General features: G+C 43.7%; 10 protein-coding genes and 3 pseudogenes. 3 read left to right on the forward strand and 10 right to left on the reverse strand.

Features of this window, described 5'->3' with window-relative positions:
* Positions 1–199 precede the first annotated feature (199 nt).
* Together RLO19_RS17285 and RLO19_RS17290 are read right to left on the reverse strand one after the other, a co-directional pair.
* On the reverse strand, positions 200–580 hold the full coding sequence (locus RLO19_RS17285; protein ID WP_446358345.1) for a hypothetical protein: 381 nt from the start codon (positions 578–580) through the stop codon (positions 200–202).
* Between the two features lie 72 nt (positions 581–652).
* On the reverse strand, positions 653–1003 hold the full coding sequence (locus RLO19_RS17290) for a hypothetical protein (RefSeq protein WP_006100292.1): 351 nt from the start codon (positions 1001–1003) through the stop codon (positions 653–655).
* 231 nt (positions 1004–1234) lie between these two features.
* Between RLO19_RS17290 and RLO19_RS17295 the strand changes: the two genes are divergently transcribed.
* Positions 1235–2143, forward strand: a complete 909-nt coding sequence (locus tag RLO19_RS17295; RefSeq protein WP_446358347.1) for a cation diffusion facilitator family transporter — start codon at positions 1235–1237, stop codon at positions 2141–2143.
* A 168-nt stretch (positions 2144–2311) separates the two neighbouring features.
* Here RLO19_RS17295 and hemJ read toward each other — a convergent pair whose 3' ends face one another.
* The 3 genes and pseudogenes from hemJ to RLO19_RS17310 form a co-directional block, all read right to left on the reverse strand.
* Complete coding sequence (hemJ, locus tag RLO19_RS17300; protein ID WP_446358349.1) at positions 2312–2914, reverse strand: protoporphyrinogen oxidase HemJ; 603 nt, start codon at positions 2912–2914, stop codon at positions 2312–2314.
* A 328-nt stretch (positions 2915–3242) separates the two neighbouring features.
* A pseudogene (locus RLO19_RS17305) lies at positions 3243–3584 on the reverse strand (transposase); the annotation flags it as partial.
* Positions 3585–3637: 53 nt separating this feature from the next.
* Positions 3638–3751: pseudogene (locus RLO19_RS17310) on the reverse strand (IS607 family transposase); the annotation flags it as partial.
* Positions 3752–4091: 340 nt separating this feature from the next.
* On the opposite strand from RLO19_RS17310, the gene RLO19_RS17315 reads away from it, so the two are divergent.
* A complete protein-coding gene (locus RLO19_RS17315) occupies positions 4092–5996 on the forward strand; it encodes a protein kinase domain-containing protein (protein ID WP_446358351.1) in 1905 nt (634 codons plus the stop codon).
* A gap of 37 nt (positions 5997–6033) precedes the next feature.
* Here RLO19_RS17315 and RLO19_RS17320 read toward each other — a convergent pair whose 3' ends face one another.
* From RLO19_RS17320 to RLO19_RS17330, 3 genes are all read right to left on the reverse strand, one after another.
* Complete coding sequence (locus RLO19_RS17320) at positions 6034–9003, reverse strand: CHASE2 domain-containing protein (RefSeq protein WP_446358353.1); 2970 nt, start codon at positions 9001–9003, stop codon at positions 6034–6036.
* Between the two features lie 14 nt (positions 9004–9017).
* Entirely contained in the window at positions 9018–10355 is a 1338-nt protein-coding gene (locus RLO19_RS17325) for an AAA-like domain-containing protein (protein ID WP_446358355.1), read from the reverse strand.
* 722 nt (positions 10356–11077) lie between these two features.
* Entirely contained in the window at positions 11078–11395 is a 318-nt protein-coding gene (locus RLO19_RS17330; protein WP_446358357.1) for a hypothetical protein, read from the reverse strand.
* A gap of 228 nt (positions 11396–11623) precedes the next feature.
* Between RLO19_RS17330 and RLO19_RS17335 the strand changes: the two genes are divergently transcribed.
* The gene (locus RLO19_RS17335; RefSeq protein ID WP_446358359.1) at positions 11624–12457 is read left to right on the forward strand and encodes a DUF928 domain-containing protein; all 834 of its coding nucleotides are present in this window, start codon (positions 11624–11626) and stop codon (positions 12455–12457) included.
* On the opposite strand, the gene RLO19_RS17340 is transcribed toward RLO19_RS17335, so the two are convergent.
* Together RLO19_RS17340 and RLO19_RS17345 are read right to left on the reverse strand one after the other, a co-directional pair.
* A complete protein-coding gene (locus RLO19_RS17340) occupies positions 12432–15242 on the reverse strand; it encodes a CHAT domain-containing protein (RefSeq protein ID WP_446358361.1) in 2811 nt (936 codons plus the stop codon). The genes RLO19_RS17335 and RLO19_RS17340 overlap by 26 nt on opposite strands.
* A 182-nt stretch (positions 15243–15424) precedes the next feature.
* A pseudogene (locus RLO19_RS17345) lies at positions 15425–16861 on the reverse strand (hypothetical protein); the annotation flags it as partial.

The raw sequence follows: 16861 nt of genomic DNA on the forward strand, positions 1-16861 counted from the left end.
GGTAAAAAACGGATTGGCATCAAACTCGAATATGTCGAAAAACCAATTCATCGAAAGGATGGCTACAGCTATGGGTGAAAAGTACCCAAACGGGAATAAATGTCTAGATGTGTCCAGAAATTAACAAACAGCTTCTAACCCCAGTTAACCTATCCATTAAGATGAGGCTACGATGAGGCACAACTCGGTATTATTTGATCTAGTCAGGGTTACGCATCTGCTCCAACTCGGTTCGGATCAGGGCGATTTGTACCGTCAGTTCTTCAAGTTCTTGTTGGGTACTGCGAGATGTGGTTCCCGTTGATGATGAACCACTGTCCCTGGGCGTTGATGGTGTAGCTGATTCTGTCGGTTGGTTCATTTGGTTGAATATCTGTTCAATCAAGCGTTGAGCCTCTTGCTCGGTTTTTTCGCCTTTTTTTGACAACTCAGCAACCTGTTGATTGAAGTCTAAGTTCAGCAGGGACAGGTTTTCTTCCCGCTTTTGCTGATCCTGAAGGCTTTCGATGAGGGAAGTGGTAGCCCCCAACGATACACGGAAGCCAGTTTGGAAAACGTCTTGGATATTGTTAGAACTCATAATTTTGTCCTTAGACCCCTTGCTTATTTTACAATATTTGACACTTCTGTAAAGCTGCCCTACCTTAAATTGTCAGCCAACTTGTTCTAGATACTGATTGACATCCTCAATCACCCGAGTCAGTTCGGCTTCCGTACTCAAACGGATGCGTTCATCCCGCAGTGTAATTAGGACTTTAGCCGCAAAGGGACTGGGGTAAATATTGGGATTGCAGAAAATTTCCAAGAAAACATCCCCAGTATATTGGTACTCTATCGGTTTTTGTGGACTGGGCTTGCTGGTACTGCCTGGGGCTTGAGCCGTAGCTTTTAAGGTTTGTACAAGTTGGGCAAGTGCCTTTTGTAAATTTTGGGCAGCTTCCGGCGTAAATTTGAACGATACAGACCCTTGAGCCAGATTGAGGGTAAGTTGAGCTGGAACCATGAGCAATAAATCTTAATAATGAGCGCTTACTGATAGAAGATGGTAACTAAGTCCCTCCGAAAATCTACCAAAGAATTAGGCGTCTTGGCACGCATTTCCTAGAAAAACTCGCAAGAAGCCTACAAAAAATTAGGCAGCTTAGAGAATTAAAAGCATTAAAGGACAAGGGTTTCAGTCATTTTACCAGCTAAACTAAAGATAGGGGAAATTAGTTATTTAGGGGCAAACAGAATGCCAGCCGACAAACGTGCTGAAGTTCGCAAGGTTTTGCTGATTACCCTGGTGTTGAATGTATTCGTGATGGCATTGAAAGCCGTTGTTGGCATTTTAACAGGGTCTTTGAGCTTACAAGCTGATGCGTTGCACAGTGTCACCGATAGTGCCAATAATGTTTTGGGCTTAGTGGCGAATCGATTTTCGTCTCCTCACCCCGATCGCGAACATCCCTATGGTCATCAGAAGTTTGAAGCGGTGGGCGCCTTGGGGATTGCGGCGTTTTTGGGCATCGCCTGTTTTGAAATTCTCAAAGGCACAATCGAGAGGATTGTCAACGGTTTGACGCCGATCAAGATTGCAGCACCAGAGTTGTGGTTACTGCTGATTGTCTTAGGCGTGAATATTTTCGTCACCTTCTATGAAAGAAATGTCGGGAAGCGGGTGGGAAGTGCGATTTTGATAGCGGATGCTCAACACACGATGAGTGATGTGTGGGTGACCATTACGGTTTTGCTAGGATTGATTGGCATCTGGCAAGGAGAAGTATGGAATCTGCCCCAACTCCAGTGGCTAGATGTGATTCTCGCCTTTCCTGTCGCCCTGTTAGTCTTTCGCAGTGGTTGGGAGGTGTTAAAAGATAACTTACCCTGGTTAGTGGATGAAGTCGCGATCGCACCTGAAGCGATTCAAGTCATTGTTATGCAAGTTCCTGGAGTAATCAACTGCCACGATATCGCCTCTCGTGGCGTTTTGGGGCGTCAAGTCTTTCTGGAAATGCATCTGATTGTTGATGCCAAAGACGTGGAAACCGCCCACCAAATTACCGAAGCCGTGGAGGATCGATTAGAAGAACGCTTTCATCCGGTGCGAGTGTTGATTCATGTTGAACCCCCAGCTTATGAGTCGGATCAGATTACTTTTTAATCACTCATACCCCCTGGAAAAAGCCTGACTTTTCCACAGATATTGCCACTTTTCCACAGAAACCGCTTAGTTTTCCACAAAAGATAAGGAAATGTTAATCCCAAAGTTTACTCTTCTTAACCAGAAGAGACGTTCAGCCGGAACGTCTCTACCACAGTTCATTTGTCCTTAGGCAGATACCTGTTCGCTCATCTCCTCACTGGTTGCTGGGGACGCTTCTGCCAAACTTTTTTCCTTATCCCGCTTCCGTTTTTTAGCATAGAGTTGAATCGATGCTGCCATAGCAATAATCAGGGCAAAGATTCCCCAAGCCGTGATATCTGTGGGTAAACTATTCTTAAACACGGCAAGTAAAACAATCGCGACGAGTAGGACAGTGGGGGCTTCATTGAGTGCGCGAAACTGTTGACTAGTCCATTGACATTCTCCAGATGCTAACCGTCGCATCAACCGACCGCAGTAAAAATGATAAGCCAGCAACGCCACGACAAACCCCAACTTAGCGTGCATCCAACCGGATTTTAAAACCTCTGGCTCAGTGGTGAGTAAACCAATTGCCATGGCGACAGTCACAATCATTCCCGGTGTGGTAATGATGTTGTAGAGACGTTTCTCCATGAGTTGGTATTGATTTTTCAGAATCGTTTGCGCGGGTTCCGCTTCCTGTGAGGCTTCTGCGTGATAGACAAAAAGACGCACGAGGTAGAATAACCCAGCAAACCAGACAACAACGCCAATTAGGTGAAACGCCTTAAACCAGAAGTAAGCCATAAATTATTCCTTTACAATTGAGTGATTGGATTAGAGTGGGCAATCTGTTAGTATGTCTATCCTATTCAGATTTTGCCCCATTCTCAACTCAAACCAATCACTAACTGGATCAGTCATACTGCGAATAGTTGGTAAAAGTATAGTCAAATATAGACAGACATAATTTCATTGCAGAAATTCCCTTCGCTTTTACTTTGAGAGATTAATTCTCATAATAGTGAACTACGCACCTCTCTATCCCATAGCGGTTAAACGCATTTGGGAATGCTTTTCGTAAAATATTGTAAGAACCGATGACATCAGATTGAACAAGAACCCCCTGATTTGTACGATTTTTTGTATCTTTATAGCCGGGGATTTTCGGTCTACCTATAAATTTATCTGGATGCTTTTTAAATTCAGAGTTCGCGGCGAAAAATGATTTCCAGTTCCGATCTAATCCTCTTAAAACTTGCTGCGATACTTTCGCGGGTAAGGCTTTATATTGTTCGGTTTCTTTCATCAAAGAAGCCATCTGATTATAAGTCAAATACCCATGACCATAAATCCAGTTTTGACGGATGAGATAATTGGCTGAGTTGTAAAGATTTTTAGACTGCCAAGACAAGCGATCTATCTCCCTCCAAAAACGATGCCCTTTTTTAATAATATGTCTTTCAGCTAGTCGCATTATTGTCTGTGAGATTTTAACTGTTTCAAGTTGTCATCAATCGCCTCCGAAGTTATGATAATCGTACCAGACGGCAATTGATGACGGGTCAAGTTTCCTTGTTTCCACCACCTCCAGGCAGTTCGATAACTGATTCCTGCTTTTTTGGCATAGTCTGAGAGTTTCATGTCTATATATTACCCAACATGACTACATCTGACTATATTCTTATTGAAACTTTACAATACCCGATTGGGGACTCCTGATAGACCTCGTGATAGAGTAAACCTTTCAACTGTAGCCCGATTGCGATTATCCTGAAAAAGGAGGGGTGCAGGACTCTATCGAATCCAATTTAAGAAAGGAAGCGCTCATCGCCTTGCTCGCCAAGCGCTATAACCGATTCTGGGTGCGAGGATGCCATAGAGTAATTCCTGATGCACTTATCACAGATTGATTGTTACATTGCCGGATTAGCAGGGACAATGAAGTTAGGCTAATGTACAATTTGCAGTCTCGTTTGATCAGATGGCTTACGCTGACAACCTAGATACAACTCTCATGACCGATATTACACTTAGTGGGCGCTACCGCGTTATCCGTCAGCTTGGGGCGGGTGGGTTTGGAACCACCTTTCTCGCAGAAGATAGACAATTACCCGGTTATCCTTGGTGTGTTGTCAAGCAACTGAAGCCAAAAACCACTGATCCGGGGATGTTGCAGACAGCAAGACGTTTATTCAATACCGAAGCCGAGGTTCTGTACAAATTAGGAAACCATGAGCAAATTCCCCGACTGTTCGCTCACTTTGAAGAAAATCAAGAATTTTATTTAGTCCAGGAATTTATCGAAGGTGATAGTCTATCTAAACTTTTACCCCTCGGTAAGCCGTTGAGAGAGGCAATTGTTATTCGACTATTACAAGAAATTTTAAAACCTCTGGAGTTTGTTCATCAGCATCAAGTTATTCACCGGGATCTCAAACCTGCGAATATCATCAAACGCAAATCCGATAATAAAATTGTTTTAATCGATTTTGGTGCGGTTAAACAAATCAGTACTCAACCCGTCGAAACCAAGGAACCAACGGCGCTGACGATTGCCATTGGTTCAGCCGGCTATATGCCTAACGAACAACTAGCCGGAAAACCGCGCTTTAGCAGTGATATCTATGGGGTGGGGATGATTGGTATCCAAGCTTTGACCGGGTTACACCCAAAAGAACTACAACAAGACACTGAAACCAGTGAATTTCTCTGGCGCGATCAACTGAATATTAGCCCAGGTCTGGGTTATGTTATCGATAAAATGGTGCGCTATGACTTCCGTCAGCGTTACCAATCCGTCACAGCAGTCTTAGCTGATCTGAAAAATTTAGCTCATTACAATTCGGGTATTATCACATCCTCTCCTGGGAAAGGAATACCTGTTCAAGGGGCGAGAACCAAAGGACAAAAATTGACCCAGATGCCAACCAAGATGTTGGATAAAACAACCGGAAAAATAAGCAAGTCGGGAATGAGGAATCCGGCAAAATCCTTGACCGGAACAGGAGAAAATTCGGCGGCGACATCTGGGAAACGTTCTCGGAATTCAGCGGTCAACTATCCCCCATCAAGGACAAATAGTGATAGCCAAGATTCTACGGCGCGATGGGATTATGCTCCGGACGCACCAACGCAGATTATAAGGGATGAAGCGGATACGAATCAAGGCAGAGCAGTCGCTTCAAGGTCTAATCCCTCTAAATCATCCCCCCTAACGAAAACACCGATTCAGTTGAATTGGCTCAAGCTGCTGAAAGGGCGAAAAGCGAAATGGGTAGCAGGATTTGTCTTACTTATTTTTGGCGGGGCGGTGACTTCTCTGTATTGGTATTGGCAACAGCGCCCGCTTTCTAATCAGGTGTCTTATAAGCCCACAGAAACCCCCCGAAATAGCGACTCACTCGTCCCAGAAAATCAAAATACGGCAAAATCTTCTCTGTCTCTAAATGAACCTCAACCGATTTTACCTACCCACACTCTCCTGACTCCTTCACCATTGCCACCAATTGATTTAGCGGGAGAATTAGAAGCTAAATCCTTTATTAATTCGGTGAATAAAAGCCAACAAATTTTCTATTTACAACACGAACAATTTGCCTCAAGCTTAGATGAGTTGGCAATTCCCTTGCAATCGCAGCCCGAATCTTATGAGTATCAGATTGTCTCAGCGAATCAACAGCAAGCGCTGGTTACGGCTCAAGCGAAGAAGCCGGATTTAAAGAGTTATACCGGGGCGGTGTTTGTGATTGGGGAATCGGCGATTGATCAAATTTGCCAGACGAATCAACCGTCACAAACGCCTCCCCCTCAACCTGAAGTAGTGGAGAATACTATTCAATGTCCAGCGGGTTCTTCCCCACCCTACCAAAAAACTAATCAGTCATAAAATAGAGATTTCAACTAAGAGCAAACAAGGGTGCATGTCAACGCAAGTAGGTTGGGTTGAGAAACGAAACCCAACTTATCCGGTTAGCTGGAATATTGAGTGCTTTCCCTGACATACTCCCGAAAACAATCAGCATACCTCCAGTCATGACCAAGGCTAAAGCGGCGGGAACTATCGGTATCCAACCCCCTTGCAGGAAGAGAACCCACCCGCTTCCGTATAAAATACCTGTAGCGAATCCGCCTCGGATCAAAAAACCTAATAGTGAACGAGAATTGTGGGCGAGTATTCCTCCAACTAAAGACCAGCCGCCAATCCAGAGGATCTCAATGGGTTCTAACCACCACCACATCAGGGGTCGATGATCTAAAACAGCACTGAGAATTTGACTGACCATCTGCGCTTGAATTTCTATTCCTGTCATGGTTTGAACAGTTCCTTGTCCTTTACTGTAAGGAGTAAGCCAACGATGATCGTTAAAACTGGGAGCGGTGGTGCCAATCAGAACAATACGATTTTTTACTCGGTTAGGATTGAGTTGACCATTCAGAACATCTGTGAGCGTAATTTTCTCAGCAATCTGGGGAGTGGCGCGGTAATTGAGTAAGATTTGGTGACCACTTGCATCAATATTAGAATAGCCACCTGTGTTTTTTTCTAGAGTTTTAAATACCGTTGAGCCAAACTGGAGGTAACCTTCGGGATTCAGTTGCGGTTTAATTCCTTGGCTCTTTAGATAATGAGCGGCAATCTGTATACTAAAAGCGTATTGATTTTGACAGGGTAAGGGGTTAGAAACGGCGATAAGATGACGACGCAGAATTTCATCTGTATCGAGGACAACATTATTAAACCCTTGTCGTTCCCCTGACACTTCCGGTGGCGGTAAAACTCCAGGATTCCCGTAATGGCAGATGGTAAACAAGCGATCGCTCTTTTTCATGGCTTGGGCTAACTCTGGATAGTTTTCGTCTACAGGGCGATCGCGATAAATATCTAAGCCAATGGTTTGGGGTTGATAAGACTCTAATTTGGCTAAGAGTTGAGCAAAGGCTCGATCAGATAAAGATGAGCCAACTCGTTCGGCTGCGGGTTGAGCCTGAACGTCTTTTTCGGTAATTTCTACAATTAAGAGTCGTTCATCGGGTCCTTCATGGGGTTGCAGCCGCATCAGGTGATCGAATAGGGTGAGTTCCCAGGATTCCAACCAACCGCGCGATCGCACCCCGAAAACCATACCTGTCGCGATCGCGGCTGTGATCAAGACGATGAGTATTGTCCACCACCAGGGTTGCAGGTATGGATCAAGGGTAATAATATAAACGGCGACAGGTTGGGGAATATTCTTTAACAAGCGCTCTCCGGCTTTCGTAATCTGAAGCTGTTGCTGATCCTTCACTTCATTGAGATGATCTTTAACGGCTTCGTAGACGGTTTGGGAAATACAAATTCCCCCCGCAGGTGCTTCATTTTGCAGCCGCGCCGCCACATTCACCACATTACCCATCACATCATCCTGATAGGCGTTGATAAAATTACGGGAGGGTGAAACACTGAAATCATTTTGGAAGAAAAACACTTCCCCCAGATGGATACCAATTCGATGGCGAAGAATGTCCCGCTTGGGTAAATTCGCCGCAGCGGTTTTGAGGGAATTTTGGATCGCGATCGCGCAATCAACAGCGTTTTGTGCAGTGTCAAAGCGAATCAATAACCCGTCTCCCAACCCTTTGAGTACCTCGCCGGAAAACTGCTCACAGCATTCCCGGATAAGCTGAAAATCCCTTTGGAGCAGTCCCATGGTATGCTTCTCATCGGCTGCCATTTTTGTCGAGAATGATTCCACATCGGTAAAGACGACGGCAAGAATCCGTTCCTTGGGACAATATTTTTCAATCCAATCTAGATTAAAAACGGTTTGATATATCGGATTATAAACCACTAAGTTACCCTGGTGCTTATTCACTAATCCCGATAGCCGCAATTCGATATGTTCAGTACAATTTTTCGCCTCAACACTTCCCTGTTCTAAAATGACTCGATAAATCTGGAGTGATTGTTGACAACAGTCAGGTTGTCCCAACAGGCGATCGCGAATCGTTCTCAGATGTTCCGGTTCATCTTGGGATTCCCAATTTTCAATAATCTGCTTTTGCACAAACTGTTCTACCCATCGGGGGGCTTCATTCTCAGGAATAATACAGAGTCCATTCTGTTCCTGATTACAATAATTTACCAAAAGCCAACAGAGTTTTTGGGTGAGAAAGGGTTGACCCCCCGTCCAATACAATACCTCTCTTAATACGGCTTGGGGACAGCTCACTCGTCCGACTAACCCTTGAATTAAAGCCGCGCTTTCGTGAACTTGAAACCCTTTCAATTCAATTGCCCGACCAATATTAAATGGGGTTGCATATTTATCTTGAATTAAATCCGATGGTGTAGCTACTCCCAATAAGGCAAAAGTAAGGCGTTTGTAGTCAGATTTGGTTGCCCGTCTGTCATAACAATTACGGATCAGGGCAAAAAAATCATCAGCCGGAAAACTTAATCCCAAAACACTATCAATTTCATCGATAAAAATAACGATGTTTTGGTTAATTTGTTTTAACAATACTGTTTCTAAAAATTTGCCCAAACGCTGCACTGGCGAGAGATCCTCATATTCTCGTAACCAGTTACGTCGATTCACTTGTAAATCGAAACCACTAATTAATTCTTGGATAATCCCACCGTACCACTGCTGGGCGCTAATCTGTTGACTCCCAATACCATTCAGTTCAATTTCGGCACAGGCAATTCCTTGGGCTGTGAGTTTGCACATAGTGCGGATTCGCAGAGAAGATTTGCCCATTTGCCGAGAATTAAGGACATAGCAATATTCCCCGGATAGTAAACCGTTATAGAGTTCAGAATCTGCTTTTCTTACCACATAAGTGGGTGCATCAGCGGGTAAACTTCCGCCAAGATGATACCGATCAGCCCCGTTGAGTTCATCAGCATACATTCGGTATTCACTCCTTAATGATGGCAGAAATATTGACGATATAAATTACAGCGGGGTTCGACCTGATTTCCCGACCGTTTTACTAAACCTATACTATGAAGTTGATAGGCTTGCATGGGTTCAACTTGTACAGGCGTTTTAGTCGTAACAACGGTTTTAAACGCCTCTGCTAGTTGAGGATGAGACTGTAAATACAACCAATTTTCTCGCAAATGACTGGCATAAATTCCAGCGTCTGTTGGCGCAGTAGCTAAGAGTTGATCGAGGGGCATATTGGGGTCATTTTTTAGGTGGGTAAAGGCGCGTTCGACTAAATAGGGATGTCCTCCGATCATGTTGATTAAGGGTTGAAGGTAACTCAAATCGGGCTTGAGTCCATAGTTTTGGGCAAACTCTTGTATCTGCTCTAAGGTAAAATCTGCAAGTTCAATGGGCAAGCCAACATTAAAGGGCGATTGATTAATATTGAGGCGAATGTAAACATCAGTGGAATGGACGATAATTAACCGCAATAGTTGCCACCGTTGGCGACTTCTGGCTTTTTCATACCAGGAGCGCAAGAGTCCGAAAAAGTCTTCATAAATTTCGGGATAAGGGAAGAGTAAATGTACATCATCTAAGCACAAGGCAATGGGGTTATTCCCTGAGGCTAAGAGATAGTCTTCAAAATAGGTAGTACAACTGACTTTAGAACCCATATCCTCTTCATCCCAATAATCGTCTAAGGCATTGGCTAAGCCGAGTTCACGCGAGAGATTAATACAAAACCACCGTAATAATTTATCCAGATGAGTGAAATGACTCTGACTATCGGCTAGTTTAAAGCTTAAACTCGCGGTGCGGTAGCCTTGAGTGGCTAATTTAGCTAATACCCGATTTACGAGTAAGGTTTTACCCATTAAACTGGGTGCTTTAATCCGCACCAGCGCTCCCGGTTGTAAGAGGGTTTGATAACAAGTGCTTTCCAAGGGAGAGCGTTCTACATAGTAGTCGGGCGTAAATGATTCTAACTGTTTTTGGTTAGGAAAATAGGGGTTTTGGGCTGGAGAAATTGGATTGGCGAAAGCCTGGGAAACCTGGTGCTGTTTCCAATATCTCTCCAGTACTTGTTTGAAATTGCTTTTTTTCACTTTCTCTCCTAAGGCTTCGGTTAAGATTTTCCACAGCTTCGGAGCGACATCTTGACTAATATAGCTGGTGGCATATTGATGTTTGGCGGCAATTTGGTCATACTCTTGACGTTGCCATGCTCCTTTGAGAACCATGACTTCTACATCCGTCAAGCTGCGGTGAGCGCTGTGTGATACAGCTTGGTTCGCCATTTGGATGGCGTCATCTATATCAAATTTCATTGGCATGAAGACTCAGACTAACCTACTTATCTTATCTTAGTAAATACGAATACACCCTGAGATGAAGTGAGATTTTGCGAAAATTACACAAGCCATAAACCTGAATTTTACTGAATTATTCCGATTTATTTGAGAGGGAAATTTTTCGGGTAATAATTGCTGTGTAATCTTTAAATCATCACCATCCAATAGCTCGGTTTTGCCGCCTGTTACAGAGGTGACACCACGTCTCTACATTTTCGACATTCTGGCTGAGAATGCCGTTGGCGAGACTCTGCCTGCCATAATAGAGTCATAGATAGTTTCTAGTTCAACCATAGCAAATTGACTATATTTTTTACATATTGATACAATTATCAGGGAAGCACTGACAGAATTTGAAAAGTAATATTTGATACAATTAGGGTTCAGTTAGTTTGTGGGAATGGCTCAAGCTTTTTCGTATCAAGGTTTGTAAGAGTTGTGGGGTGGGATAGCGATCGCACTTTTTCCGAGTTAGCTATCTAGTTCCACTGAGTCATAAAATTTAATATATTCCATGACTCAAGTGCGATACAATAATTCCTAAATTTTATGAAAATAAACCTAACGTTTCCAGAACACCCTGAATTATCCTCAATTTTAAAGTCCTGAATTTTCCTCAACTTTTTCCGGATATAGTCGTTCATACTGAGAAGCGAAATGGGGAGGCAAAGAAAATCAATTCAATCAGCCGCCCATTTTTAAGTAATAACTAGGAGCATTGACATACAAATGAAACTTACCTCTTGGCGCAAATATAAACCTGGTATTTTTTCCCTTTTATCTTCAGGGATTAAAAAATTATTGAGTCTAATTTTTCGGATCGGCTCTCCTCCTTCTAATTCGGATGTTGATGCTGAAACAACTTTCTGTGGAAATCGCCCCTGCCCTCCTCCACCTCCTTCTGATTTAGATGAAAAGTATGAAATAACTTTCTGTGGGAATCGTCCCTGTCCTCCTCCACCTCCTTCTAATTTAGATGTTGATTCTGAGACGAGTTTTGTTGTATAATTAGGCACTAATCCTTTGGTGGATTTAGATTAGGCTTAAATCAACGGCAACAATGACGGGTGCATCTAAATTTGAAAATTCCGGTGAAATTTTTGTCTGGGGAACTATAGTAATTCAAGGTGAATTTTGAGCGAATAATTGCTCTCTGAGTTTTCTCTACTTCCCCACTAACACTATTAGAATTCCCCAGACAACCAATCCCCGTTCTATCCTCTAGTATTTTGACAGACTGAGACATGAACATTTTCAAATGGATGCTTATTCATCACAGCAAACCCTTACTAGCTATCGGAATCATCCTTAGCCTAATTACTACTCTTTCCCCAGCGACGGCACAAGTTGAGCCGTCCCATGCTATTTTTGAACCAATATCAATTCCCTCTCTTCTGCCCAATTTACCCGGTAATGGTACGCCCACAAGCAAAAATGGAACTGGGACTCGTGGTGACTGTTTTTATCAGGATGGGGATCGTTTACTGACTCGCATGGTAGGTAGCAAAAACTTTCAGCTAACTGTAAGTGAATATCCTACCTTTTTGGTTTATGTACCCTATGGTTCAGACAAAGTATCGTCTGGAGAATTTTCTATCCAATATGGGGAAGATGATATTTACCGCACCACCTTTAAAGTGCCAGAAACACCCGGAATTTTTAGTGTCACGGTTCCCACAACAGAAAAGCCACTAGAAATTGGTAAGACATACCGCTGGTATTTTGAAATAAGTTGTTCTCGTTCAGCACAATCTGAGCAAGCAGCGACTCGACTGGCTCCAGCATCGCTGACTGGATTTGTGCGACGAGTTGCCCAATCTCCTGAACTTGAGGCAGAATTAAATCGGGCAAAAAATCCTCTAGAACGAGTTGCCGCTTACGCCAAGCATGATATATGGTACAATATGCTCACCGAATTGGCTCAATTACGCTTGGAATACCCTGAAAATGCCACATTGGAAAGTATTTGGCTAGAACTCTTGGGGGATGAACGAATTGGGTTACAAGAAATTGAGCAAGAACCCATTGCTGGTAGTGTTATACCAGGCAATGTTATAACCAGTTCCCAACCAGAATAAAGGGTGCCCAGTGATAGGGGCGTAGGTAATCTTTATCCGGATCATCTGGATACTCGGTTAAGAAAGCAATTTGAGTTTTCCGCAGAGCTTCAGCTTTACTCAGTTGAGGCTCTTTTAACTGTTGATAAAACCGTCGCATAAATTCTGCGGTGGATGCATCGTTAACTTGCCACAATGTCGCTAATGTGCTGCGGGCACCCGCTCGAACCGCAATTCCGGCTAATCCTAATGCTGCACGCTTATCTCCAGCGGCTGTTTCGCAAGCACTTAATACCAGTAATTCAATAGCGGTAGTACGATTGGGTTCATTGGTGCGTAATAAATTATCTAAATCCTGAACATTAATCCGCCCACTCCAGTCTAAGAGGAAGGTTTGTTGGGGATTAGAACTAAATTTGCCGTGGGTGGCAATGTGTACCAGATTAAAGGGTTCCATATTAATCTGATTGCGGATATTATCTTGTATAAAATCCTGATTTTCTAAGCTTTGACTTAGGTTGAGTTGGTTTCGGATTCCGGCTAACTCATCGGCTACATTGTCTAGGGTAGAAAATCCTTCTTGCTCAAAGCTGGGTGCATTTGTTGTTCCAGCAATCAGCGCTCGGAAATTCTGGCGGTTGAGGGGTTTGGGTTCTAGGAGTTGTAAACCGGGCGTTAACGCCACAGCATACCGCTCCACTAAATACTTCTCTCCGTCATAGAGAGTCGAGGGAGGAATATTGCGTAAGGAACCATCGAGGACAAATACTAAGGTTTTAACGGTGGGTTTATCTAAGTTTGCGGGATCTAAATCGGCTTCAAAGGGGCGAATTAACCAATCGTAAAGTTGTGCCGCATCCTGTTTAATTTTACTGATGCTCGTACTGCGTTTGGTTAAATCCTGGCGCAATTGTTCCACGGCTTGATCAACTTGAGGTTCAGAGACGCCTTGATGGGCATAGTGGCGCAGGTTATTTTGTCCAGGTAATTTGAGAATTACCTCCAAGCGATTGGGTAATATAATTGGATAAAAGATTGCAGCTTGAGGATCAACGTTATCAATATTCACGGCTTCTGGTGTGGCACAAGCATCGCGAAAGAAGTTATCCAGTTCAGCCAATTGCAAGGCTTCCATGATATCGCGGGCTTGGCTCAGATTGGCTTTATTGGGAGTGGGAGAACCCAGGAGTAAATCGACGAATTCACGATAAACAGGTTCGACAGTTTCTCGGAAAGAAAACTGAATTTCGGGATTGAGGGCGACTAAATCACCGCGTAAATTGTTGAGTGTCTTAACGGCTTCATTGTAATATGCGATCGCGTCTGAATTGACAAGCAGATTTGGAGAGTTCTCTTGGGCTTGGGCTTGCAGTAGTCGCCCCATTTGCCATTGCCATTGATAGGCGATATCAGCGGCATTCATCTGTTGAGCAATCAGGAGTGCCTTTTCGGTTACATTTTTGGCATTTGTCCAGTCTTGGGTTTTTTCATAGAACTTACCTAGCGTACCCAAACTATAAGATATAGCCCGTTGGTCTTGTAAAGCTTCAGCCTGTTGAATCGCTGTCGTTAAAATTGCCGCCATATCATTAGTGCGTTGCTTCTGTGCCATTAACTCTGGAATCTGGAGCAAACTTTCGGCAAAATTAACATGAGCATAAACAGAAGCCCGACTAGCAGGTAAAGTTGATAATCCGGTTGATAGTGAAGACAAAAACTCTTGATCCGGTGATAAAGAATCAGTCTCAATCAATAAATTCAATTGATTAAGTTGAGCTTGAATTCGGGTTAAAGGGAGCGTGGCTGTCATCGCCGCCTGTTGATAGTGACTCAGGGCAGCTTGGGTATAGGGTTCGGCTGAGGATTCCTCAAATACTTTGGCGCGTTGGGCTAAGGTTTGCTCTGTATTGCCTAAACTCAGCAATATTTGACTTTCCTGTTGCGGTAAGCCTAAGGCTTGGGTTAAGGCTAAACTTTTGTTGAGGATATCTTGAGATTTTTCTAAATCCCCCCCTTGTCGCAAAACAGTCCCAAAATTTTGCAACCCAGCTACCTTAACGGGTGAATCCTCTAACTCGAAAAGAGCTTGTTCAAGCCGCTGATAAAGTTGTTCTGTGCGTCGATACAATCCCAAGGATTGCATTGCCTCGGTTTGATTAATTTGGCTACCAATTGCTCCTACAGGATCACTCGCTTGCTGATAGAGAGTTTCTGCCTGTTCCCAGCTAGCTAAAGCCGCTTCAGCGTTGCCTGTAGCTAATTGTAGACGCCCTTGAGCATTGAAGACTTGAGCGCGAACCCTTGGGTTAGCTTGAGGTACAGTTTCGAGTAAAGACAAACTGGTTTGAATTGCTTGCTCAGCCGCTTGCCACTGTCCGAGTTTCTGATACGTTAATGACAAGAGGCTTAATACTTGGGCTTGCTGAAGGGTATTCCCTGCCTCGGCGTACCCCTGTGCTGCTTGTTGCAAAATCTGTACGGCTTCGGTAAATTGTCCAGTATCGTAGTGATTTTTGCCCACTTGCACTAAGGCTAGAGTCTCCGTGGCGACTGGGAGTTCTGCCCTTACTAGAGGTATTGTATGGATACCCAGACTTAAGCTTAATCCTAACAGAGCCAACAGGAGCGATCGCGCCGTTCGTAGTAGGCACTTTAGTGCCATAAGCGCTGAAGCGCTGACTACAAGCCTGAGCGATCGCACCGGTACAAAAAAGCGTAAATTTACCCATTTTGCTAACCCATTAAACTTCCGAGGAACACAGACCTTTGATATTTTATTTACAGATAAGGATACTAGGCGTTTCATATCATTAAACCTTTTAGATTTATGTTTGTAGTAAGCGTAAAGCGCTTACTACAAACACCTCAGGCAATTGTAGGGTGAGGAAAGCGGAGCGTAACGCACCATTTATAACGATCGCATCGCAACTAAGAACCTCGCTTAAGTCAACCACATTCAATTTAGGGAAGGTTCCATAAACCCTTTAACTATTGACAGGTGAACGATGGCGTACCCGTCTCGTGGGGTGTCACAACCGTTGGTTCTGCGGTGAGAATAATCGTACCATTTGCATCTTTAAGCCAACCTTGAGCTTCGACAAATTTATTCGGGGTATTTCCTGTAACATGTTGGCGACTGTTCCGGTTAGATTGCTGCACTTCTGTTGATTCCTCTACAGCAGTTATCCGCCAATCTTCCCAAGTCGCATCAGCATCAAGCACCTGATTGGGAGGCTTAGGCAAACCGCCGCGTCCAGTTATGATAAATTCACTTCCTTGGGCAGCGGCACAAAGACTTTGTTCAACTAACCGCGTCACGTCTACAAGTTCTGCTGGCAACTCCACCAGTCCTTGAGCCGGATCAATTCCTGATAAGTTTAGGGTAGGAGTACGACTCAGTTCAGGAGAGGTTTGTGAAATGGCAGTGATGTCATTAGAGTCTAGTAGTTCCGGATCTAATGGATCATCGGGTTCCAGTAAATTTTTAAGCTCTTCGTTACTACGGATGAATACATTAAATAAACCTTGAGTCGTGATAGTAACGTTACCCCCCCGTCCGGAGAAAGCGTTGGCAGTAATATCACTGTTTTCATTAGGAACACCAACAATTAAATCAGCTTCAATTATAATATTGCCGCCATCTCCATTTTTTTCATCCTTACCGGCATTTGTCGAGATGCGAATTTCATCCCGCACAAATAAAAGATCATCAATAATAAGCGTAATATTACCGCCAGTGTTAGCGTCGGTTTCAGCAGAAATACGAGCGCGATGTTCTAGGCTCAGAGAATCGGCTTCAACTCTAATATCTCCTCCTCTTCCAATACCTTTACTGTCAACCGCTACTTGCCCCTGATCTTGAAGAAATACTGTTCTAGAATCGATGATAATACTACCACCATTGCCACTAGAGTCTTCTTCAGTATTAGCAAAAATTCCACTGCCATTTCCAGCGATTGTCACACTGTCTTTAACCTGTAATAATATATCTCCAGCATCCCCGTTACTAAACGTTATACTTGTAATCTGTCCACCACTATCAAGTTGAACTTGAGCCGCGTTAACGTCTATCATTCCCGCATTTCCGCTACTACGGTTAGTATCTGCTATAACTTGTGCTTGATTTCGGACAATCAGCAAGGGTGTATCAATCCTTACATTTCCCGCATCCCCTGTACCTTCAGTCTGAGACACTATACGGCTCTCACTCAGTTGTACTGATTCAGAGGCAAATATGGTGATAGCTCCACCATCACCTTTACTATTGGGGAAACTACTACTAGCAATCAAAGCACCATCTTCCATAATCAGTACGGGTGTGTTCACGGTTAAGCTTCCTGCATCCCCCTTACCAAAAGTATCCGTTCTCAGAGCACTGGGAAACAGTGTATCCATATCCTCACCCTCAACTAAGACATCACCACT

This window comes from Coleofasciculus sp. G2-EDA-02 (assembly GCF_040226375.1).
GTDB lineage: Bacteria > Cyanobacteriota > Cyanobacteriia > Cyanobacteriales > Coleofasciculaceae > Coleofasciculus.

Bases quoted from the DNA above. Each gene is read 5' to 3' on its own strand.
- RLO19_RS17285 (WP_446358345.1), bottom strand. From the start codon at position 580: ATGAGTTCTAACAATATCCAAGACGTTTTCCAAACTGGCTTCCGTGTA.
- RLO19_RS17290 (WP_006100292.1), bottom strand. From the start codon at position 1,003: ATGGTTCCAGCTCAACTTACCCTCAATCTGGCTCAAGGGTCTGTATCG.
- RLO19_RS17295 (WP_446358347.1), top strand. From the start codon at position 1,235: ATGCCAGCCGACAAACGTGCTGAAGTTCGCAAGGTTTTGCTGATTACC.
- hemJ (WP_446358349.1), bottom strand. From the start codon at position 2,914: ATGGCTTACTTCTGGTTTAAGGCGTTTCACCTAATTGGCGTTGTTGTC.
- RLO19_RS17315 (WP_446358351.1), top strand. From the start codon at position 4,092: ATGGCTTACGCTGACAACCTAGATACAACTCTCATGACCGATATTACA.
- RLO19_RS17320 (WP_446358353.1), bottom strand. From the start codon at position 9,003: ATGTATGCTGATGAACTCAACGGGGCTGATCGGTATCATCTTGGCGGA.
- RLO19_RS17325 (WP_446358355.1), bottom strand. From the start codon at position 10,355: ATGAAATTTGATATAGATGACGCCATCCAAATGGCGAACCAAGCTGTA.
- RLO19_RS17335 (WP_446358359.1), top strand. From the start codon at position 11,624: ATGAACATTTTCAAATGGATGCTTATTCATCACAGCAAACCCTTACTA.
- RLO19_RS17340 (WP_446358361.1), bottom strand. From the start codon at position 15,242: ATGAAACGCCTAGTATCCTTATCTGTAAATAAAATATCAAAGGTCTGT.